Below are 19,273 nucleotides of genomic sequence, written 5' to 3'. Positions count from 1 at the left end.
TAATCGGGTCGAAGCCCTGTGCGCCCGCGTGAGCCGTTTTGAGACCCGGTCCGCGTGTGGGGAGTCGGCAGGAGGTGCTTCCGTCGTGCACACGGGAACTCAGGTACCGCCAAAGCCCCATCTATGTCGGCGCTACCGGTAGACTGATGGCAGTACCGCCCGCCCCTGGCCTCCGGCACCGGGGGACCCCAGCGGGACCAGTCGAAGATGTCGAGTGATGCAGCCGGTTCCGCCGTGCGGGACCCGGCTCATGCTGTGCCAGAAAGGGCGCTTCGTGGCCGATTCCGGCAACCCCAACGAGATCAATACGTCCACAGCTGACGGCTCCGCCGCGCCCACCTCCGGCCCGGCGTACGACGCCAGCGCGATCACCGTCCTGGAGGGCCTGGACGCGGTTCGCAAGCGCCCGGGCATGTACATCGGCTCGACGGGCGAGCGCGGCCTGCACCACCTGGTGTACGAGGTCGTCGACAACTCCGTCGACGAGGCGCTGGCCGGTCACGCGGACACCATCAACGTCACCATCCTCCCGGACGGCGGCGTGCGCGTCGTCGACAACGGCCGCGGTATCCCGGTGGACATCGTGCCGTCGGAGGGCAAGCCCGCCGTCGAGGTCGTGCTGACCGTCCTCCACGCCGGCGGCAAGTTCGGCGGCGGCGGCTACGCCGTCTCGGGCGGTCTGCACGGCGTCGGCGTCTCCGTGGTCAACGCCCTGTCGACGAAGGTCGCGGTCGAGGTCAAGCGGGAGGGCTTCCGCTGGACCCAGGACTACAAGATGGGCGTCCCGACCGCCCCGCTGCAGAAGAACGAGGAGGTGTCGGCGACCGGCACCTCGGTGACCTTCTGGGCCGACGGGGACATCTTCGAGACCCTCGAGTACTCCTTCGAGACGCTCTCGCGGCGCTTCCAGGAGATGGCCTTCCTCAACAAGGGCCTGACCATCTCGCTGACCGACGAGCGTCCCGAGCACGCGGACGTGGAGAACGAGGGCCAGCCGCGCTCGGTCACGTACCACTACGAGGGCGGCATCGTCGACTTCGTGAAGTACCTGAACTCGCGCAAGGGCGAGCCGGTCCACCCGTCGGTGATCGACATCGACGCGGAGGACAAGGAGCGGCTGCTCTCCGTCGAGGTCGCGATGCAGTGGAACACCCAGTACAGCGAGGGTGTCTACAGCTTCGCCAACACCATCCACACCCATGAGGGCGGCACCCACGAGGAGGGCTTCCGCGCCGCGCTGACCACGCTGGTCAACAAGTACGCGCGCGAGAAGAAGCTGCTCCGCGAGAAGGACGACAACCTCACCGGCGAGGACATCCGCGAGGGTCTGACCGCGATCATCTCGGTCAAGCTGGGCGAGCCGCAGTTCGAGGGCCAGACCAAGACCAAGCTCGGCAACACCGAGGCGAAGACCTTCGTCCAGAAGGTCGTCCACGAGCATCTGACGGACTGGCTGGACCGCAACCCCAACGAGGCCGCGGACATCATCCGCAAGTCGATCCAGGCGGCCACCGCCCGCGTCGCGGCCCGCAAGGCGCGCGACCTGACGCGCCGCAAGGGTCTGCTGGAGACGGCGTCGCTGCCGGGCAAGCTGAGCGACTGCCAGTCCAACGACCCCGCCAAGTGCGAGATCTTCATCGTCGAGGGCGACTCCGCCGGCGGCTCCGCCAAATCCGGCCGCAACCCGCAGTACCAGGCGATCCTCCCGATCCGCGGCAAGATCCTGAACGTGGAGAAGGCGCGGATCGACAAGATCCTGCAGAACACCGAGATCCAGGCGCTGATCTCGGCCTTCGGCACCGGTGTGCACGAGGACTTCGACATCTCGAAGCTGCGCTATCACAAGATCATCCTGATGGCGGACGCCGACGTGGACGGCCAGCACATCAACACCCTGCTGCTGACCTTCCTCTTCCGCTTCATGCGGCCGCTGGTCGAGGCGGGCCACGTGTACCTCTCCCGTCCTCCGCTCTACAAGATCAAGTGGGGCCGGGACGACTTCGAGTACGCGTACTCCGACTCCGAGCGCGACGCCCTGATCGAGCTGGGCCGCCAGAACGGCAAGCGCGTGCGCGAGGACTCGATCCAGCGCTTCAAGGGCCTGGGCGAGATGAACGCGGAGGAGCTGCGGGTCACCACGATGGACGTCGACCACCGCGTGCTCGGCCAGGTCACCCTGGACGACGCGGCCCTCGCCGACGACCTGTTCTCGGTACTGATGGGTGAGGACGTCGAGGCCCGGCGCTCCTTCATCCAGCGCAACGCCAAGGATGTCCGCTTCCTCGACATCTGAGTCGGCCCCCATCAGCCGCCGCCCGAAAGGACTTTGACCAGCAATGGCCGACGAGACCTCCCCCGCCGCCGGCGGGGAGAACCCCACCCCCGCCACGCCCGGCGCCCCCGAGGCCGCCACCGAGGCCGCCACCGCGACGCGGATCGAGGCCGTGGGCCTCGAGACGGAGATGCAGCGCAGCTACCTGGACTACGCGATGTCCGTCATCGTGTCCCGCGCGCTGCCCGACGTCCGGGACGGCCTCAAGCCCGTCCACCGTCGCGTGCTGTACGCGATGTACGACGGCGGCTACCGCCCGGAGCGAGGCTTCTACAAGTGCGCCCGCGTCGTCGGCGACGTCATGGGCACGTACCACCCGCACGGCGACTCCTCGATCTACGACGCGCTGGTGCGCCTGGCCCAGCCGTGGTCGATGCGCATGCCGCTGGTGGACAGCAACGGCAACTTCGGTTCTCCGGGCAACGACCCGGCCGCCGCCATGCGGTACACCGAGTGCAAGATGGCGCCGCTGTCGATGGAGATGGTCCGGGACATCGACGAGGAGACCGTCGACTTCCAGGACAACTACGACGGCCGCAACCAGGAGCCGACGGTGCTGCCGTCGCGCTTCCCCAACCTGCTGATCAACGGCTCCGCCGGCATCGCGGTCGGCATGGCGACCAACATCCCGCCGCACAACCTGCGCGAGGTCGCCGAGGGCGCCCAGTGGTACCTGGCCAACCCCGAGGCCTCCAACGAGGAGTTGCTGGAGGCGCTCATCGAGCGCATCAAGGGCCCCGACTTCCCGACCGGCGCCCTGGTGGTGGGCCGTAAGGGCATCGAGGAGGCGTACCGCACCGGGCGCGGTTCGATCACGATGCGCGCGGTGGTCGAGGTCGAGGAGATCCAGGGCCGGCAGTGCCTCGTCGTCACCGAGCTGCCGTACCAGGTCAACCCGGACAACCTGGCCCAGAAGATCGCCGACTTGGTGAAGGACGGCCGGATCGGCGGCATCGCCGACGTCCGTGACGAGACCTCCTCCCGGACGGGTCAGCGCCTGGTGATCGTGCTCAAGCGCGACGCCGTGGCCAAGGTCGTGCTGAACAACCTCTACAAGCACACCGACCTGCAGACGAACTTCGGCGCCAACATGCTCGCGCTGGTCGACGGAGTGCCGCGCACGCTCTCCCTCGACCAGTTCATCAAGCACTGGGTGACCCATCAGATCGAGGTCATCGTCCGCCGGACCCGCTTCCGGCTGCGCAAGGCCGAGGAGCGGGCGCACATCCTGCGCGGCCTGCTGAAGGCCTTGGACGCGATCGACGAGGTCATCGCCCTGATCCGGCGCAGTGCGACGGTGGATGTGGCACGCGAGGGCCTGATGGGCCTGCTGGAGATCGACGAGATCCAGGCCAACGCGATCCTGGAGATGCAGCTCCGCCGCCTGGCGGCCCTGGAGCGGCAGAAGATCGTCCAGGAGCACGACGAGCTCCAGGCGAAGATCAACGAGTACAACCGCATCCTGGCCTCGCCCGAGCTGCAGCGCGGCATCATCAGCCAGGAGCTCACGGCGATCGTCGAGAAGTTCGGCGACGACCGGCGCTCGGCCCTGGTGCCCTTCGACGGCGACATGTCCATCGAGGACCTGATCGCCGAGGAGGACATCGTCGTCACGATCACCCGCGGCGGCTACGTCAAGCGCACGAAGACCGACGACTACCGGTCGCAGAAGCGCGGCGGCAAGGGCGTGCGCGGCACGAAGCTGCGGGAAGACGACATCGTCGACCACTTCTTCGTCACCACCACCCACCACTGGCTGCTGTTCTTCACCAACAAGGGCCGGGTCTACCGCGCCAAGGCGTACGAGCTGCCGGACGCCGGCCGTGACGCCCGCGGGCAGCATGTGGCGAACCTGCTGGCCTTCCAGCCGGACGAGAAGATCGCCCAGGTGCTGGCCATCCGCGACTACAACGCGGCGCCCTACCTGGTGCTGGCCACCCGTTCGGGCCTGGTGAAGAAGACCCCGCTGAAGGACTACGACTCTCCCCGCTCCGGCGGTGTGATCGCGATCAACCTGCGGGAGACCGAGGACGGCGTCGAAGACCTGCTGATCGGCGCCGAGCTGGTCGGCCCGGCCGACGACCTGCTGCTGGTCAGCCGCAAGGCGCAGTCCATCCGGTTCACCGCGACGGACGAGTCGCTGCGCCCGATGGGCCGTGCGACCTCGGGCGTGAAGGGCATGAGCTTCCGCGAAGGGGACGAACTGCTCTCGATGAATGTCGTGCGACCGGGTACGTTCGTCTTCACCGCCACCGACGGCGGGTACGCCAAGCGCACCAGTGTGGACGAGTACCGGGTCCAGGGGCGCGGCGGACTCGGCATCAAGGCGGCCAAGATCGTCGAGGACCGGGGCTCCCTGGTCGGGGCCCTGGTGGTCGAGGAGAGCGACGAGATCCTCGCCATCACCCTTGGTGGCGGTGTGATCCGCACCCGTGTCAACGAGATCAGGGAAACCGGGCGTGACACCATGGGCGTCCAACTGATCAACCTCGGTAAGAAGGACGCCGTCGTGGGCGTCGCCCGCAATGCCGAGGCGGGGGCGGAGGCCGAGGAGGTCGTCGCCGCTGAAGAGGCCGAGGGTGAAGCGCCCCTGGCCGTCGATTCGGAGGAGTAGAAGCCGTGAGTGGAGCCGAGGGCGCCGCGGGTCGGACGGGCGCGGACGGGGGGCAGCCGATGCCGGCGGCCCTTCCGGACGCGATCGGCGGTGCCCCCGGCCCACGTACGGACAACGGCCCGCACCAGGGGGGAATCGTGACCGACACCCGTCCATCGCAGCAGGAGCACCAGCACGCCGTGCACCAGCAGACCTACGGGGGCGCCCCCGGCGCGGTCGCCCAGCCGCAGGCGCAGGGCCCGCACCAGCCGCCGCAGGCGTACGCGTCGCCGGCCGCAGAGGTGCCCGCGACCACCGGCGTCCGCCAGCCGCGTCCGGCGGCCCGTACCGTCCCGCGCACGCGCAAGGCCCGGCTGCGGGTGGCGAAGGCCGACCCGTGGTCGGTGATGAAGGTCAGCTTCCTGCTCTCCATCGCGCTGGGCATCTGCACGGTCATCGCGGTCGCGGTGCTGTGGATGGTGATGGACGGCATCGGCGTCTTCACCACGGTCGGCGGCACCCTCAGCGAGGCCACCTCGTCCGGCTCGGACGGCGGCTTCGACCTGGTGTCCTTCCTGTCGCTGTCGCGCGTGCTGACCTTCACGGCGATCATCGCGGTCATCGACGTCGTGCTCGCCACGGCGCTGGCCACGCTCGGCGCCTTCATCTACAACATGTCGGCCGGCATGGTGGGCGGTATCGAGCTGACGCTGGCGGAGGACGAGTAACCGATTTTGGGCCACGGCCCCGTGTGCGCTAATCTTTCAACGCAACACAGCGCGGGGCTATAGCTCAGACGGTTAGAGCGCTTCCCTGATAAGGAAGAGGCCACAGGTTCAAGTCCTGTTAGCCCCACCGCGTGAACGGCCCGTACGGTTGATCCGTACGGGCCGTTTTCGTGTGCACGCGGCCGGCGTCGGTTGCGGTGGCAGGTCACCGTTCGATATCGACCGGTGTGTATAGTCGGGCCCGTCGGAGGACCCCCAACGCAAGAAGGACGAGGTCGCGCGGTGAAGAAGTTTCTCCTGGTCGCACTGGCCGCCATCGGCGGTCTCCTCGTGTACCGCCAGATTCAGGCGGACCGCGCCGAGCAGGACCTGTGGACGGAGGCCACGGATTCCGTTCCGGCGGGTTCCGGCGCGAGCGTCTGAGGCGGCGACGCAGCCGTACAACGGATTTTCCGGGGCCCCGATCACGATGTGGTCGGGGCCCCGTCATGTCCGCCTTCCTGTTGCCCGACCGTGACGTGATCCCCTTGTGTTTGCTGTCGCAAATCATTAGCTTCGCTGCGGCCGACGATGTGCGAGGGGGAACGGCACATGCCACGAGGGAAGGCGCTGGCCCGCGGGGTTGGGGGACCACTGCGGGCGGCCGTGTGCGGTCTCGCCGTGCTGGGCGCCGTGCTGGGCGCTCTGCCGGGCCCGGCGTGGACGGTCCGGGCGGTGTGGACAGCCGCCACCGGCGTCGGCGGCGTGCCGGCCATGGCGCTGGACGCCTCCGGCTCCGGGGCGGGCCGCGTGACGCCGGCCAGGAAGGCCGCCGATGTCGCCTCGTTCGCCCGGCAGCCGACGCGGGCCTCGCGGCTGAACGCGGACGCGTACGGACTCCAGGGCCGGCGGGTGACCGGCGGGAGGCGGGCCGCCGGCGCTCCGGCCCTGTCCCCCGGCCAGTACGTCGATGACATCGGGCCCGGCGAGACCCGTTGGTACGCGGTGGACCTGGACGCGGCCTCCACGGCCGATCTGGCGGTGACGGCGGTGCCGCGGCCGGGGGCGAGGGCGGCCTACGGGGACGGCGTCGAGCTGCGGCTGGCCGGCACCGGCAGGTACCCCCTCACCTGCGGCGCGGATTCCGCGCATTTCGGTCAGGACGAAGGGGCGATGGTCGTCGTGGGCGCCGTCAGCCGGATCCCCAGCGACGACCGGGGCGGCGCCTGCGACGAGGCGGGGCGCTACGTGCTGTCCGTGCACCGCACCAGCGCCGCCGGCTCCGACCTGGCCCGCTGGCCCCTGGAACTGCGGTACGGCATCGAGCGGCCGTTCGCGGCCGGCGCCACTCCGGCGCCGGCCGCCACCCGCTACGGGGACCCTCCGGCGGCCCTGACGGGCCCACCGCGGGACGTCGAGGGCGGTACCGGGTCAACGACGCGCGCGGACTCGGCAGGGGCATCTGGCGGGACACGCTGCTGCCCGGGCAGACGCGCTTCTACAAGGTGCGGGTCGGCTGGGGGCAGCGGCTGGCGTATTTCGCCGACTTCGCCAACGAACCCGGCGTGGAGGAAGGTTCCACGGCCTCCTCCTTCGTGGCGACGGCCGCCTACGGACCGGGACGGCAGCCGCTGGGCGACGCGTCCGGGACCGTGCAGCGCCGCGGCTATCGCGGGCAGCCGGTGTCCGTGGGGCTCGGCACGGTGCCCGTGACGTGGAGCAATCGCTGGGTCGCCGGCGGCGTCGCCCAGGGCGCCCGCACGGCGGGAGACCACTATGTCGCCGTGTCGCTCGGGCCGGGTGCGGCGGGGTTGGCGCGGAAGGTGGCGGTGCGGGTCGTGCTGCGTGTGGACGTGACAGGCAGGGAGTCGGCCGGGCCGGAGTACGGCGCACCAGCGCGCGGCGGCGGTGGGGCCTTGGACGGGGACGAGGCGGAACGGGCGGCCACCGGCGGCACGGGCACCACGGCGGTCGGCGCCCCCGCGGACGGGGGTTTCATGACGGCGGGCGACGTGGTCGCGGCGGCGGCGGGCGGGGCTTCGGCGCTCGCCGCGGCAGGGACGGTGGCGGCTCTCGTGGGCCGTCGCGGACGGAGGGACGGGGCATGATCCGCAGGGCGCTCACCTCGGTTGCGGCGGCGCTCACGCTGCTTGCGGGAGTGACGGCTCCAGCCGTGGTGGCAGCGGCGGGGACGCCGGCATCGGCGGCTGCCGCGTCCGCCGGCCCGGCCGTCGCCTCCTGGCAGCCGCAGGGCGAGCGGATACGGGGCCGGGCGAGCACCGCGGACGCCCCGCGCCTCGAGCCGGGCGTCCTGTACCAGGACACCCTGGCGGCGGACGAGGGCGCCATGTACTACGCCCTCGACCTGGACGCCGTGCACTCGTCCTACCTCGCGGTCTTCGTGCTGCCCCGCCCGGGCGCCGCGGTGGCGTACGGGGACGGCATCGAGCTGGCGCTGGCCAGCACCGACGGCACCCGCTGCGACAGCGGCCGCCGGACGTTCTCCGCCGACGGGGCGGCGCGTCCGATCGGCACCTGGGTCAAGCGCACCGTCGGCGGTGACGGGCCGTGCCAGGAAGCCCATGCCTACGTCCTGGAGGTGACCCGCGTGTCCCGGGGCACCTCGGACGCCGCGCCCTGGCCGCTGCAGATCCGCCTCACCGACGAGCCCGCGCTCACCGCCGGAGCCGCGCCGGGTCCCGCCCTCAGCCCCGCCACGCGGACGCCGGTGCCCGCGACCGGCCCCGCCCGCGACGTCACCGGCGGTGCGGACCTCGGCCGCGCGGGGATCCTCGGCGCCGGGGTCTGGAAGGACGAGGTGCTGCCCGGTCAGACACGCTTCTACCGCGTGCCGGTCGGCTGGGGGCAACAGGCCTTCGCCGAAGTGGACTTCGCCAACGCCGAGGGGACGAGGCCGGGCGGCTTCAGCGGCTCCGGTGTGCGCGTGGAGGTCTACAACCCGCGCTGGGCCTTCGTCGGCACCGGCACCGCCTCCTACCGGGGCGAGCAGGCCTCCGTCACCGCCACGACCGGGAGGGTCGCCTACGCCAACCGCTACGAGAGCGGCGACGCCGTGTCGGCGGCCCGTTTCGACGGCTGGTACTACCTGGCGGTGTCGGTGCATCCGGAGGTCGCGGACTTTGTCGCCGGCGCCGTCCCGGTCACCTTGCGCGTCGTCCTCGAGGGCGCCGAGCAGGCCGGGCCGTCGTACGACGGCGACCCGGACGAGGGCCTGGGGCTGCCGGGCGGGCCCGGCTCGGGGAACCCGCTGCTGCACGCCCTTGGCTTCGCGGCCCTGGGCGCGGGCGTCGTGCTGCTGCTCTCGCTGGGAGTCTGGACGGTGATCGCGCGGCGCGCGCCTGCCGCGGCCTCAGGAGGTCGCTGACAGCGCCCAGAAGCCGAAGGCGAGGCAGAGGGCCGCGACGAGGAGCATCGGCACGACGGCCTTGGCGGGAGGGCCCGGGCGGCGCGCGGGCGCGGGTGCGGCGGCCTGCGTGAAGGGCGCCGGCGGTGCGACCTGGGCCGGCGGTGTGACGGACGGGGGCGGGAGCACCGGCGGAGCGAGCGGTGCCGCGGGAGCGGCGACCGGGGCGGCGGCGCCCGTGACGGTGTCCGTGTAGGGACGTGTCGGCGGAGACGGCGGAGACGGCGGAGACGGCGCCGGGGTGACCGGTTCCTGGGCACCCGCGGGTGGCCGTGGGGCGGATGCCGGGGGCGGCTGCAGGCGGAAGCTTCCGGTCATGCTTCCGGTCCCCTCCGCGGACGGCGCCGGCGCGACCGGGCCGTCCGCGAAGAACCCCGCGGGCAGCGGCCCGATCTGGTCGAAGACCTCGATCGCCTCCTCGTCCGGCTCCCGGTCCGGCAGCAGCTCGACCGCCGCCGCCAGGGCCGCGCGGGCACCTGAGGCGGTGCGGAAGCGGGCCTCCGGGTCCGGCTGCAGCAGGGTGCCGATCACCTCCCACAGAGGGCCGGGGACGCCGTGCGGGGCCCGGGGCATGCCGTGGACGTACTGGGTGACGATCGCCTCGGCGTCGGGTTTGGCGCCGCTGAGCAGGTAGAGGGCGACCAACCCGGTCGCGTACAGGTCGGACGGGAAGTCCGGCTCGGCGCCGAGCAGTTGCTCCGGGGCGAAGTATCCCGGCGTGCCCACCACGTGGTGGGTCGCGGTGAGGCGGGGCTCCCCCATGCGCATGGCGATGCCGAAGTCCGACAGCCGCAGGTGCGGACGTCCGGTCCCCGTCGCTTCCAGCAGGAGGTTGGCGGGCTTGATGTCCCGGTGCACCACGTTCTCGGCGTGCACCGCCGTCAGGCCGGAGAGCAACTGGTCGAGCAGGACGCTGACATAGTGCGCCGGGAGGGGACCGTAGTCGCCGATGAGGTGCGCCAGCGAGCCGCCGCGCACCAGGTCCATGGTGAACAGCACCTTGTCGTCGTCGGCCGCCCAGCTCGTGGGGGCGAGGACGTGCGGGTGGTCGATGCGCAGCGCCTGCTCCCGGACGAAGCGCAGCAGGGAGTGGGCATCGCCCTGCAGCAGCACCTTGGCCGCCACGTAGCGGCCGCGCCGCCGGTCCCAGGCGCGCCACACCTCTCCCGCGCCGCCTCGCCCGATCGGGTCGACCAGTTCGTACCGGCCCGCGAACACCTCACCCATGATGTGCGTCCGCCCCCTGCCCCCGCGCCTCGTAGTCCCGGACCGCCGCGTCGGACGGACCAGCGCCGTACACCCGGAGGAACTCTGCCAGCCGGGGGTGGCGGTCGGCGAGGGATTCGGCCGCCTCGGCGATCTCGGCGGGGGATGCCGCGTCGTGGAGCAGCGCGCGGAGCTCGTGGACGATCCTGCGCGCGGGCGGCGGCGCGGCGGTCGGGCTCTGGGTGGTGGCCAGCAGGGGGGAGCCCTCGGAGCCGCGGATCTCCTCCATCCGCGGCACGGCGTCCGCAGCGGCCACGGCTCCGCCGGAGACTTCCGCGGCCAGCTCCTCGAGTGCCTGGAGCCGCTGCACGACCGCGGGGTTGCCGATCTTCGCCCGCTGCCCGCTCATCAACTGGGACAGCATCGGCGCCGACAGCCCCAGCACCCCTGCCAGGCGCGCCTGGTTCAGCCCCAGGATCTCCATGAGCCGGCGGCACAGCACGCCCAGCGGCTCGCCGTACCAGGTGCGCTGCATGTCCTGGACGCGGAGAGCGGCGTCCGGCTGCGAGGTGTCCATTGCGGGCTCCTGACGGGGGACCTTTGCGGCCGCGAACTTGCCGGTCATCCTACGGACCGCCGATACTCGGTCGGTGATCCTCTCCGCAGCCGGTACGCTGGTCTGCGGCACGGGGCCTTAGCTCAGTTGGTAGAGCGCCGTCTTTGCATGGCGGATGTCAGGGGTTCGACTCCCCTAGGCTCCACAGTGATCGGCCGGGCCGGGAACCTCATCGAGGTCCCGGCCCGGCCCGGCCCGTGTCCGGGGCCGGGGGTGCGTGCAGGCCCGGGCCGAGGGTGTTCTCCGCGCCCGCACCGTCCTCCCCCGTGGCGCCGACCGGCCCGTGCGGCAGAATCGGCGGCGTGCGTTTCGGCATTCTGGGGGAGACGAGGGCGCTGCGGGACGACGGCGCCACCGCTGCCGTCGGGGGCCCGGGACGGCGGGCGCTGCTGGCGATGCTGCTGCTGGAGGCGGGCCGGATCGTCAGCACCGAGCGGCTGATCGACGGGCTGTACGGGGACGAGCCGCCGGCCGGGGTCGGCAGCGCGTTGCAGTCCCAGGTATCCCGGCTGCGCGCGGCCCTCGGGGTGCCCGTCGAGCGCTCTCCCGGGGGTTACCGGCTGGTGGTCGCCCGGGACGAGGTGGACGTGCACCGCTTTGAACGCCTCGCGGCCGCGGGCAGGGAGGCGTTGGGCGCCGGTGAGCCGCAGCGGGCCGAGGTTCTGCTGCGCGGTGCGCTGGACCTGTGGCGGGGCTCCGCCCTCGCGGATGTGGGCGACCCGCCCTTCGCGCGGGCGCAGGTGACGCGGCTGGAGGAACTGCGGATCGCGGCGGTGGAGGACCGCATCAGCGCCGAGCTGGCGCTGGACGCCCGGGACCGCCGGGAACTCGTCGCCGAGCTGCGGGAACTGGTCGCGAGCCACCCGCTGCGGGAACGGCTGCGCGCCCGGCTGATGGAGGCGTTGCACATCAGCGGACGCCAGTCGGAGGCGCTGCGGGTGTACGACGAGGCGCGGCGTGAACTCGCCGAGTCGCTCGGCGCGGATCCCGGCCCGGAGTTGGCGGAGGCGCATCTGGCGGTGCTGCGCGGTCGGCCCCGCCCCTCCCGTCCCACGCCGGCCGCGGTGTCACGTGCCGTCTCCCGGGTCGGCGGGGGTGTGCCCGATGCCGGGTTCTCGGCTGTTTCACGTGAAACAGCGCCCGACGGCGACCGGATCGGGCCTTTCGTCCGGCACGGCCTGCCCGCCCAACTGACCGGCATCATCGGCCGTGAGGAGGAGCTGGCGCGGATCGGCGCGCGGCTCGCCGGAGCCCGGCTGGTCACCCTGATCGGCCCCGGCGGTGCGGGCAAGACCCGTATCGCCGTGGAGGCGGCCGGGCGCCACCCGGGGGAGGTCTGCTTCGTGGACCTGTCGGGGCTGACCCACGGTTCCGAGGTGCCGCAGGCGATCGCGGGCGCCGTGGGCCTGCGGGAGGCGGGCCCGCTGGCCGGAGCCGCCGGGCGCCAGGTCCCGGGCCCGGAGGGCCTACCGCTCGCCCGTCTCACGGCCGCCCTGACCGGCCGGGAGCTGTTGCTCGTGCTGGACAACTGCGAGCATCTGGTCGCCGACGTCGCCCAGATGGTGGCGGAGCTGCTGGCCGCGTGCCCCCGAGTGCGGGTCCTCGCGACGAGCCGGGAGGCGCTCGGCGGGCGTCCAGGTCACCGCCGGGGTGGGCGCGGTGCTGCTCGCCGTGGGTGCCGTCGTGGCGCTGTGCACCCTGCGCGGGGTGCCGGCGCGGATCCCCGACCCGGCCGGGGACGATCCCGTGCCCGCGTCCTCGGGACGGTGAGCGGCGGCCGACCGGGCCGTACGCGCGAGGGCGGCGGACCCTTTGCCGGGTCCGCCGCCCCCCTGTCCTACGGGTCCGGCCGCCGCCGGCGCCCGGTCGTCACCTCACGGTGTGTCACCGCGCCCGCGGCGGTCGTCGGAGTCCGCCTCCGCCTGTTTGGCCTGCACCTCGGGGTCGAGGGCGTCCATGGGCGAGCCGTCGACCTTGCCGAACGAGGCATCCGCCTCGATGCCGCCGTCGAGGGAGGCGCGGTCGGCGACCTCGGTGGCCGGTGCGGGCTCCACCAGCCAGTCGGGGCTGGTCTGGCTGCTCCACCACTTCCAGGCGGCGAAACCCGCCCCGGCGACCAGGCCCGCAAGCAGGAAACATGTGGCGACCCGTCCGGTGCGGGCCCGGCGTTCCCGGCTGCGCTCCAGCCTGCGGATGTCGTCCGCCGTCACATGGCTGCGCAGCGCGGCGACGGCCGCGGCGCTGCGGGTGGCCGCCTCCTCCGCTGCCGGGACCGCGACGCTGCGCACAGTGGTCACGGCTTGGCCCACCCGCGGGCCGGTGTACTCCGCCGCCTGACGTGCGGTGGCTCGGGTGCGCCGGGCGGCGGTCCCCACCTTCCGCTGGACCCCGGGCGGCACCGCCGCCAGGGCCTGGTCGACGCGTGGCGCGAGATACGCGTCGTACTGCGTCCGGGCCGCCGTGCGGGCCTGCCGCCCGGCCGCGGACACCCGCGGCGCCAGGTAGAGCCTGGCCTCGTCCGCGTAGTGCACTGCGTTGACCCTCGCTGTGTCGGCATACGGCGCCACCACGTCCGCGGCGTGCCGCACGCTGTCCCTCGTCCTCTCGGCTGCGTCGCGCACGCTGTCGATGCGGGTCACGAGAACCTCCTCCTCGGTGGCGTTCGGTTTTCGCCTTTCCACCCGGTTTGAAATCATGCCCGCCACCGCTGGGTACGGCATGTGCGTACGGGCATCCGGGTCAAGGGCGGCGGTCCGCCGGACGGTCCGCGATGGGACGGACGCGTGCGGCGGGTCCGGGGCATGCGAGGATTTGTCCCTGCCATCGAGGACTATGGAAGGTACGACCGTGGCCGAGCAGCTCTACGCCACTTTGAGGACCAGCCACGGGGACATCACCGTCCGGCTGCTGCCGTTCCACGCGCCGAAGACGGTCAGGAACTTCGTGGAACTCGCCGAGGGCACCCGCGAGTGGACGGACCCCCACACCGGTGCCACCTCCCATGAGCCCCTGTACGACGGCACGGTCTTCCACCGGGTCCTTTCCGGCTTCATGATCCAGGGCGGTGACCCGCTGGGCAACGGCACCGGCGGACCCGGCTACCAGTTCCCCGACGAGTTCCACCCGGACCTCGCCTTCACCAAGCCCTATCTGATGGCGATGGCGAACGCCGGCCCGGGCACCAACGGCTCCCAGTTCTTCATCACGGTCGCCCCGACCGCGTGGCTCACCCGCAAGCACACCATCTTCGGCGAGGTGACCGACCCCGCCAGCCAGAAGGTCGTGGACTCCATCGCGGCCACCGTGACCGATCCGCGCACCCAGCGCCCGCTGGAGGACGTGGTGATCCGCTCCGTGGTGATCGAGCGCCGCCAGTCCGGCACGGACCGCTGAGTTCCGGGAACCCTGGCGCCCCGCCCGTGCGTATCACGGGCGGGGCGATTCCGTTGCGAAGGGCTGAGACATGACCGACCAGGCCGTGCACTGCTACCGGCATCCGGACCGGGAGACCGGCATCCGCTGCACCCGCTGCGAGCGGCCGATCTGCCCGGAGTGCATGATCAACGCCGCGGTCGGCTTCCACTGCCCTGAGTGTGTCCGGGAGGGCCGGGGTGCCGCCCAGGCCGCCGAGCCCCGTACGGTGGTGGGCGGCGCGGTCGGCGGCGACCCCCGGCTGGTCACCAAGATCCTGATCGGGCTGAACCTTCTCGTCTTCCTGCTCGCGCGGGCCGAAGGCGGACCGTTCGTCACCGCACTGGGGCTCTTCACCCCGTGCTACGTCCCGGACAGCGTGCAGTGCGGCGTGGCGGGCGGACCCGGCGAGTGGTACCGGCTGGTGAGCTCGATGTTCCTGCACGAGCAGCTCGCGCACTTCGCCTTCAACATGCTCTCGCTGTGGTGGATCGGCGGCCCGCTGGAGAGCCTGCTCGGCCGGGCCCGCTACACCGCGCTCTATCTGATCGCGGGGCTGGGCGGCGGCGCGCTGGTGGTGCTGCTGGCCCCGGACACGCTGACGCTGGGCGCCTCGGGCGCGATCTACGGGCTCTTCGGCGCGATGGCCGTCTTCCTGAAGCGGCTGCGGATGGACATGCGGCCGGTGCTGATCCTGCTCGCACTCAACCTGCTGTTCACCTTCACCTGGGCGAACATCAGCTGGCAGGCGCACATCGGCGGCCTCGTCACCGGGGCGATCATCGCCGCCGCCATGGCGTACGCCCCGCGCTCGCGCCGGGCGCTGATCCAGTGGGGGACGTGCGCGGCGATGCTGCTCGCGGTGGCGGTGACGGTGTGGGCCGGCGTCGCGAATATCTCCGCCTAGGCCGTAACGCTCACCGTTGCCGCGACGTTATCCACAGAGAGGCGGAGGCCTCCTGTGCATCCTGTGGGCAAGCCGTGCGCCTGCCCGTCCACACCCCGCCTGACCTGCGCGATCAACAAACGACCGGTGGTCCGCACTTCGGACCACCGGTCACAGGGGTGACAGTCGGCTGGTGGTTATCCACAGATCATGCGACCTTTTCAACACTGTGGATGACGCCTGTGGATAACTGCGTGAGCCGCTACTTCCACTGCGTGGACACGACGAACCCGCCCGCGATGAAGCCGAAGCCGACGGCGATGTTCCAGTTGCCCAGCTGCTCGATCGGGAAGCTGCCCTGGGTCACATAGAAGACGACGATCCACGCCAGGCCGACGAGGAACAACGCCAGCATGAGGGGAGCCACCCAGCCGCGGCCCGACTTCAGCTTGACGGGGGTGGTCTTCTCCGGGGGCGGAGTGAAGTCGGCCTTCTTGCGGATCCGTGACTTCGGCACGAGGGACTCTCCTGTCGATGCGCTGCGTAACCGCGCGTGTGACGTCGTGTATGAGCGGCCGGGCGGCTGGTGGGTCCATGCCTCCGGGCGTCCGTTAGCGTAGTGCTTCCTCGGGTTGGAAGGAGATAAGGCTACGGTGAGCAATCCGGTCCACGCCTCCCCAGCCCGCCGATCCGCCCGGTCTGTGGTGCTTCGCGTGCTCAGCGCCGGGGTTTTCGCCATGGCCGGCCTGCTGTTCTGGATGAGTTTCGACACCGCCAAGGGTCTGGACATCCGTACCGACGACCCGTTGCTGCGCCTGTCGGACCGGGTCCAGGAGAAGAGCCGGCAGAACGAGCAACTGGAGAAGGAGCTCGCCGGGGTACGCGGCGACGTCGACGCGCTCGCCCACACCGACAGCGGCGTCAGCGACGCGGCCCGCAAGCGTCTGGCCCGGCTCGGCGCGGAGGCCGGCACCGTCGCCCTCACCGGCCCCGCCGTCTCCGTCACCCTCGACGACGCGCCGCCCGACGCGACCCCGCTCGTTCCCGGCGTGCCCGACCCCCAGCCCAACGACCTCGTGATCCACCAGCAGGACCTGCAGGCCGTGGTCAACGCCCTGTGGGCGGGCGGCGCCTCCGGCATCAAGGTGATGGACCAGCGGCTCATCTCGACCAGCGCGGTGCGCTGCGTCGGCAACACCCTGATCCTGCAGGGCCGCGTCTACTCGCCGCCCTACACCATCACGGCCGTCGGCGACCGGGAGAAGCTGCACCAGGCGCTCGACGCCAGCCCCGCGATCCAGAACTACCTGCAGTACGTCCAGGCCTACGGACTGGGCTGGAAGGTCGAGGACGAACGGCGGGTGACTCTTCCCGGCTACTCGGGAACCGTGGACCTGCGGTACGCCAAGCCCGTGGGATGACCCGTGGGGCGAGCGTCCGCGCGGACGTGACGACCGGGGGTCCGGCGGGTGCGCCGCGGCAGACGCCGCACGGCACGGTCCCCGGCGGCTCCGCGGAGCGCCCGGCCTCCGTCCCGTACGGACCTGTGCGCACCGCCTCGGGCCGCCGTCCGCGTCCGACCGACCTACCGTCCGCGACCGACCGACCGACCTACCCTCCGCGTCCGACCGACCGACCGTCGGAGACCGACCGCCCGAGCCTGCCGGGGCAGGCCGCGGCCCCCGGCGGACCGGCTGGGGAGGCCCGGATTCCACACAGCCTGTGGACGACGGTATGCCGGGGGGCTTGTCCGGCTAATCTTGGGCGAGGCACGGCACGGAAGGCAGGAAGGCGGCGCATGTACGGCTGGATCTGGCGGCATCTGCCGGGCAACGTGTGGGTCAAAGCGCTCATCTCGCTGGTGCTGGTCCTCGCTGCCGTCTACGTGTTGTTCCAGTACGTCTTCCCCTGGGCGGAGCCACTGCTGCCGTTCGGGGACGTGACCGTCGACGAGGGGATGGCAGCCGTCCGATGAGCGCGCGCATCCTCGTCGTGGACAACTACGACAGCTTTGTCTTCAACCTCGTCCAGTACCTCTACCAACTGGGCGCCGAGTGCGAGGTGCTCCGCAACGACCAGGTGGAGCCGGCGCACGCCCAGGACGGTTTCGACGGCGTCCTGCTCTCGCCCGGGCCCGGCACCCCCGAGGAGGCCGGCGTCTGCGTCGACATGGTGCGCCATTGCGCCGCCACCGACGTGCCGGTCTTCGGAGTCTGCCTCGGACTGCAGTCCATGGCGGTCGCGTACGGCGGGGTGGTGGACCGGGCGCCGGAGCTGCTGCACGGAAAGACCTCCTTGGTGACCCACGAGGGCCGCGGGGTCTTCGCCGGGCTGCCGACCCCGTTCACCGCGACCCGCTACCACTCGCTGGCGGTCGAACGGGACACGGTCCCGGAGGAGTTGGAGATCACCGCCTGGACGGAGAACGGCATCGTCATGGGACTGCGGCACCGCAGCGCCCGGGTGGAGGGCGTCCAGTTCCACCCCGAGTCGGTGCTCACCGAATGGGGGCACCGGATGCTCGCCAACTGGCTGGTGGAATGCGGCGACAAGGACGCCGTCGAGCGTTCCGCGGGCCTCGCGCCTGTGGTCGGAACCAGGGCGTGAGTGCGTGACCGCGCATCGGCACTTCGGTGACACCGCCGAATTCGCCGCCGCGGTGGAGCAGTTGGCCGACCCGCTCAACGATCCGCTGCCCCGGGCCGCGGAACCCGCCGCACAGCCCTCCACCGCGCCGCTGACCTCTGCGCCGGTCGCGCCCCAGGGCGAGGTCCCTGGGCGGCCGGCCTACGAGGAGGGTTTCCAGGGGGCCGTGCGGTCGGGCTACGGGCAGCCGCCGACCGGCCCGTGGCCCCCCCGCCCGGTGCCGGAGGCCGAACCCGCGCCGACCGCGCCGGGGCCGATGCCCGTACCGGCTCCCGGGGAGCCGCCCGAGCCGGGTCCCTGGCACGGAGGAGCCGCCGAGCAGCCGTACTCCGCGCCGGCCGGGGCCGTCCGGCGGCACCTCAGCGAGGAGGAGCGAGCCGCCGTGCGCCGCCGGGTCGCGGGAGCCCCCGGCGACACGGTGGCGATGCCCGCGGTGACCGTGCCGGAGCCCGGACGGGATCAGGACCGTGACCGTGACCTGGCCCCGGACCTGGGTGGGGACGGGGAGGAGGACGTGGACCCGGCCCGGGGGGCGCCACCGCCCGCCCCCGACGCCCCGACGCCCGGGGTCGGCGGCCGAGCCGCCCGGCGCAGAGCCGCCCAGGAGGCCGCACGGCGCGGCGGCAGGGGACGGCGGCGTTCCGGTGCCCAAGTGCCGTCCCCGGACGCCACAGAGGCGGCGACGGGCCCCCTGGCCGCGACCCCGGCGTCCCCGGCCGCGCCCAGGTCCCGTGTGGAGGCCCGACGCGCCGCACGCGCGGCCAAGGAGAGCCCCGCGGTGATCGCCAGCCGGGTGGCGGGCGAGCTGTTCATCACCATGGGCGTGCTGATGCTGCTCTTCGTCACCTACCAGCTGTGGTGGACCAACGTCCTCGCCCACCAGCAGGCCGGCGGCGCCGCCAGCACCCTGCAGAAGCAGTGGGACGTGGAGAAGGACCCGAACCGTGATCCCGGCGCCTTCACGCCCGGGCAGGGCTTCGCGATCATGTACATCCCCAAGCTGGACGTGAAGGCGCCCATCGCCGAGGGCGTCGACAAGCACAAGGTGCTCGACAAGGGCATGATCGGCCACTACTCGGGTGCGCTGGAGACAGCCATGCCGTGGGACAAGAAGGGCAACTTCGCGCTCGCCGCCCACCGCAACACCCACGGCGAGCCGTTCCGCTACGTCAACAAGCTGGTGGCGGGGGACAAGGTCGTGGTCGAGACGGAGAGCACGTTCTACACGTACGAGATCACGAGCATGCTGCCCTCCACCCCGCCCTCCAACATCTCGGTGATCAAGCCGGTCCCCGTCGGATCGGGCTTCACCAAGCCGGGCCGCTACATCACACTGACCACGTGCACACCGGAGTTCACCAGCACGTACCGGTTGATCGTCTGGGGCAAGATGGTCGAGGAACGGCCGCGCAGCAAGGGCAAGCCGGACGCCCTGGTCGGGTAGGCCGGGAA

The 19,273-nt window shown here is 72.0% G+C and carries 16 protein-coding genes, 2 tRNA genes and 1 pseudogene; 15 read left to right on the top strand and 4 right to left on the bottom strand.

Annotated features, from left to right (window positions below; genetic code table 11):
• Positions 1 to 250: 250 nt before the first annotated feature.
• From gyrB to AC3ET4_RS02795, 7 genes are all read left to right on the top strand, one after another.
• The gene (gene gyrB / locus AC3ET4_RS02825) at positions 251 to 2,293 is read left to right on the top strand and encodes a DNA topoisomerase (ATP-hydrolyzing) subunit B (protein WP_431945452.1); all 2,043 of its coding nucleotides are present in this window, start codon (positions 251 to 253) and stop codon (positions 2,291 to 2,293) included.
• Positions 2,294 to 2,336: 43 nt separating this feature from the next.
• Positions 2,337 to 4,946, top strand: coding sequence for a DNA gyrase subunit A (gyrA, locus tag AC3ET4_RS02820; protein ID WP_431945450.1), 2,610 nt, complete (start codon positions 2,337 to 2,339; stop codon positions 4,944 to 4,946).
• A gap of 59 nt (positions 4,947 to 5,005) precedes the next feature.
• Positions 5,006 to 5,653 carry a DUF3566 domain-containing protein gene (locus AC3ET4_RS02815; RefSeq protein ID WP_431945513.1) on the top strand — a complete coding sequence of 216 codons (648 nt, stop codon included), beginning with the start codon at positions 5,006 to 5,008 and terminating at the stop codon, positions 5,651 to 5,653.
• A gap of 53 nt (positions 5,654 to 5,706) precedes the next feature.
• Positions 5,707 to 5,780 (top strand) — tRNA-Ile (locus AC3ET4_RS02810).
• Between the two features lie 155 nt (positions 5,781 to 5,935).
• Positions 5,936 to 6,076 carry a DLW-39 family protein gene (locus AC3ET4_RS02805; RefSeq protein ID WP_018559211.1) on the top strand — a complete coding sequence of 47 codons (141 nt, stop codon included), beginning with the start codon at positions 5,936 to 5,938 and terminating at the stop codon, positions 6,074 to 6,076.
• A 1,061-nt stretch (positions 6,077 to 7,137) separates the two neighbouring features.
• On the top strand, positions 7,138 to 7,740 hold the full coding sequence (locus AC3ET4_RS02800; protein ID WP_431945448.1) for a hypothetical protein: 603 nt from the start codon (positions 7,138 to 7,140) through the stop codon (positions 7,738 to 7,740).
• Positions 7,737 to 9,017, top strand: a complete 1,281-nt coding sequence (locus AC3ET4_RS02795) for a hypothetical protein (RefSeq protein WP_431945446.1) — start codon at positions 7,737 to 7,739, stop codon at positions 9,015 to 9,017. Before AC3ET4_RS02800 ends, AC3ET4_RS02795 begins: the two co-directional genes overlap by 4 nt.
• On the opposite strand, the gene AC3ET4_RS02790 is transcribed toward AC3ET4_RS02795, so the two are convergent.
• Together AC3ET4_RS02790 and AC3ET4_RS02785 are read right to left on the bottom strand one after the other, a co-directional pair.
• Positions 9,003 to 10,283, bottom strand: a complete 1,281-nt coding sequence (locus AC3ET4_RS02790) for a serine/threonine-protein kinase (RefSeq protein ID WP_431945444.1) — start codon at positions 10,281 to 10,283, stop codon at positions 9,003 to 9,005. The two genes, AC3ET4_RS02795 and AC3ET4_RS02790, sit on opposite strands and share 15 nt — an antisense overlap.
• Complete coding sequence (locus tag AC3ET4_RS02785; protein ID WP_431945442.1) at positions 10,276 to 10,839, bottom strand: DNA-binding protein; 564 nt, start codon at positions 10,837 to 10,839, stop codon at positions 10,276 to 10,278. The genes AC3ET4_RS02790 and AC3ET4_RS02785 overlap by 8 nt, the downstream gene beginning before the upstream one ends.
• Positions 10,840 to 10,950: 111 nt before the next feature.
• Here AC3ET4_RS02785 and AC3ET4_RS02780 point away from each other — a divergent pair.
• Both AC3ET4_RS02780 and AC3ET4_RS02775 read left to right on the top strand, forming a co-directional pair.
• A tRNA-Ala gene (locus AC3ET4_RS02780) sits at positions 10,951 to 11,023 on the top strand.
• Between the two features lie 157 nt (positions 11,024 to 11,180).
• Positions 11,181 to 12,506, top strand: a pseudogene (locus tag AC3ET4_RS02775) (AfsR/SARP family transcriptional regulator); the annotation flags it as partial.
• Positions 12,507 to 12,752: 246 nt separating this feature from the next.
• On the opposite strand, the gene AC3ET4_RS02770 reads toward AC3ET4_RS02775, so the two are convergent.
• Positions 12,753 to 13,574: a DUF5324 family protein gene (locus tag AC3ET4_RS02770; protein WP_431945511.1), complete on the bottom strand. Its 822-nt coding sequence runs from the start codon at positions 13,572 to 13,574 to the stop codon at positions 12,753 to 12,755.
• Positions 13,575 to 13,725: 151 nt separating this feature from the next.
• Between AC3ET4_RS02770 and AC3ET4_RS02765 the strand changes: the two genes are divergently transcribed.
• Positions 13,726 to 14,271 carry a peptidylprolyl isomerase gene (locus AC3ET4_RS02765; protein WP_431945509.1) on the top strand — a complete coding sequence of 182 codons (546 nt, stop codon included), beginning with the start codon at positions 13,726 to 13,728 and terminating at the stop codon, positions 14,269 to 14,271.
• 70 nt (positions 14,272 to 14,341) lie between these two features.
• A complete protein-coding gene (locus AC3ET4_RS02760; RefSeq protein ID WP_431945440.1) occupies positions 14,342 to 15,196 on the top strand; it encodes a rhomboid family intramembrane serine protease in 855 nt (284 codons plus the stop codon).
• A 241-nt stretch (positions 15,197 to 15,437) separates the two neighbouring features.
• On the opposite strand, the gene crgA is transcribed toward AC3ET4_RS02760, so the two are convergent.
• On the bottom strand, positions 15,438 to 15,692 hold the full coding sequence (crgA, locus tag AC3ET4_RS02755) for a cell division protein CrgA (RefSeq protein WP_431945438.1): 255 nt from the start codon (positions 15,690 to 15,692) through the stop codon (positions 15,438 to 15,440).
• A gap of 196 nt (positions 15,693 to 15,888) precedes the next feature.
• On the opposite strand from crgA, the gene AC3ET4_RS02750 reads away from it, so the two are divergent.
• From AC3ET4_RS02750 to AC3ET4_RS02735, 4 genes are all read left to right on the top strand, one after another.
• Positions 15,889 to 16,596, top strand: a complete 708-nt coding sequence (locus AC3ET4_RS02750) for a DUF881 domain-containing protein (protein WP_431945436.1) — start codon at positions 15,889 to 15,891, stop codon at positions 16,594 to 16,596.
• Between the two features lie 377 nt (positions 16,597 to 16,973).
• Entirely contained in the window at positions 16,974 to 17,150 is a 177-nt protein-coding gene (locus AC3ET4_RS02745) for a hypothetical protein (RefSeq protein ID WP_319132047.1), read from the top strand.
• Positions 17,147 to 17,782 carry an aminodeoxychorismate/anthranilate synthase component II gene (locus AC3ET4_RS02740; protein WP_431945434.1) on the top strand — a complete coding sequence of 212 codons (636 nt, stop codon included), beginning with the start codon at positions 17,147 to 17,149 and terminating at the stop codon, positions 17,780 to 17,782. The genes AC3ET4_RS02745 and AC3ET4_RS02740 overlap by 4 nt, the downstream gene beginning before the upstream one ends.
• A gap of 4 nt (positions 17,783 to 17,786) precedes the next feature.
• Positions 17,787 to 19,265, top strand: coding sequence for a class E sortase (locus AC3ET4_RS02735; protein ID WP_431945432.1), 1,479 nt, complete (start codon positions 17,787 to 17,789; stop codon positions 19,263 to 19,265).
• The last annotated feature ends 8 nt before the right edge of the window (positions 19,266 to 19,273 follow it).

The sequence above is a fragment of the Actinacidiphila sp. bgisy167 genome (assembly GCF_057707665.1).
Note: the sequence above shows the minus strand (reverse complement) of the source record. Positions and strands in the feature narration are given on the sequence as shown.

Excerpts from the sequence above, each read along its gene's own strand:
- AC3ET4_RS02745 (WP_319132047.1), top strand. The coding sequence starts at position 16,974 with ATGTACGGCTGGATCTGGCGGCATCTGCCGGGCAACGTGTGGGTCAAA.
- AC3ET4_RS02795 (WP_431945446.1), top strand. The coding sequence starts at position 7,737 with ATGATCCGCAGGGCGCTCACCTCGGTTGCGGCGGCGCTCACGCTGCTT.
- gyrA (WP_431945450.1), top strand. The coding sequence starts at position 2,337 with ATGGCCGACGAGACCTCCCCCGCCGCCGGCGGGGAGAACCCCACCCCC.
- AC3ET4_RS02770 (WP_431945511.1), bottom strand. The coding sequence starts at position 13,574 with ATGATTTCAAACCGGGTGGAAAGGCGAAAACCGAACGCCACCGAGGAG.
- AC3ET4_RS02790 (WP_431945444.1), bottom strand. The coding sequence starts at position 10,283 with ATGGGTGAGGTGTTCGCGGGCCGGTACGAACTGGTCGACCCGATCGGG.
- AC3ET4_RS02785 (WP_431945442.1), bottom strand. The coding sequence starts at position 10,839 with ATGGACACCTCGCAGCCGGACGCCGCTCTCCGCGTCCAGGACATGCAG.
- AC3ET4_RS02760 (WP_431945440.1), top strand. The coding sequence starts at position 14,342 with ATGACCGACCAGGCCGTGCACTGCTACCGGCATCCGGACCGGGAGACC.
- AC3ET4_RS02815 (WP_431945513.1), top strand. The coding sequence starts at position 5,006 with ATGCCGGCGGCCCTTCCGGACGCGATCGGCGGTGCCCCCGGCCCACGT.
- AC3ET4_RS02740 (WP_431945434.1), top strand. The coding sequence starts at position 17,147 with ATGAGCGCGCGCATCCTCGTCGTGGACAACTACGACAGCTTTGTCTTC.
- gyrB (WP_431945452.1), top strand. The coding sequence starts at position 251 with ATGCTGTGCCAGAAAGGGCGCTTCGTGGCCGATTCCGGCAACCCCAAC.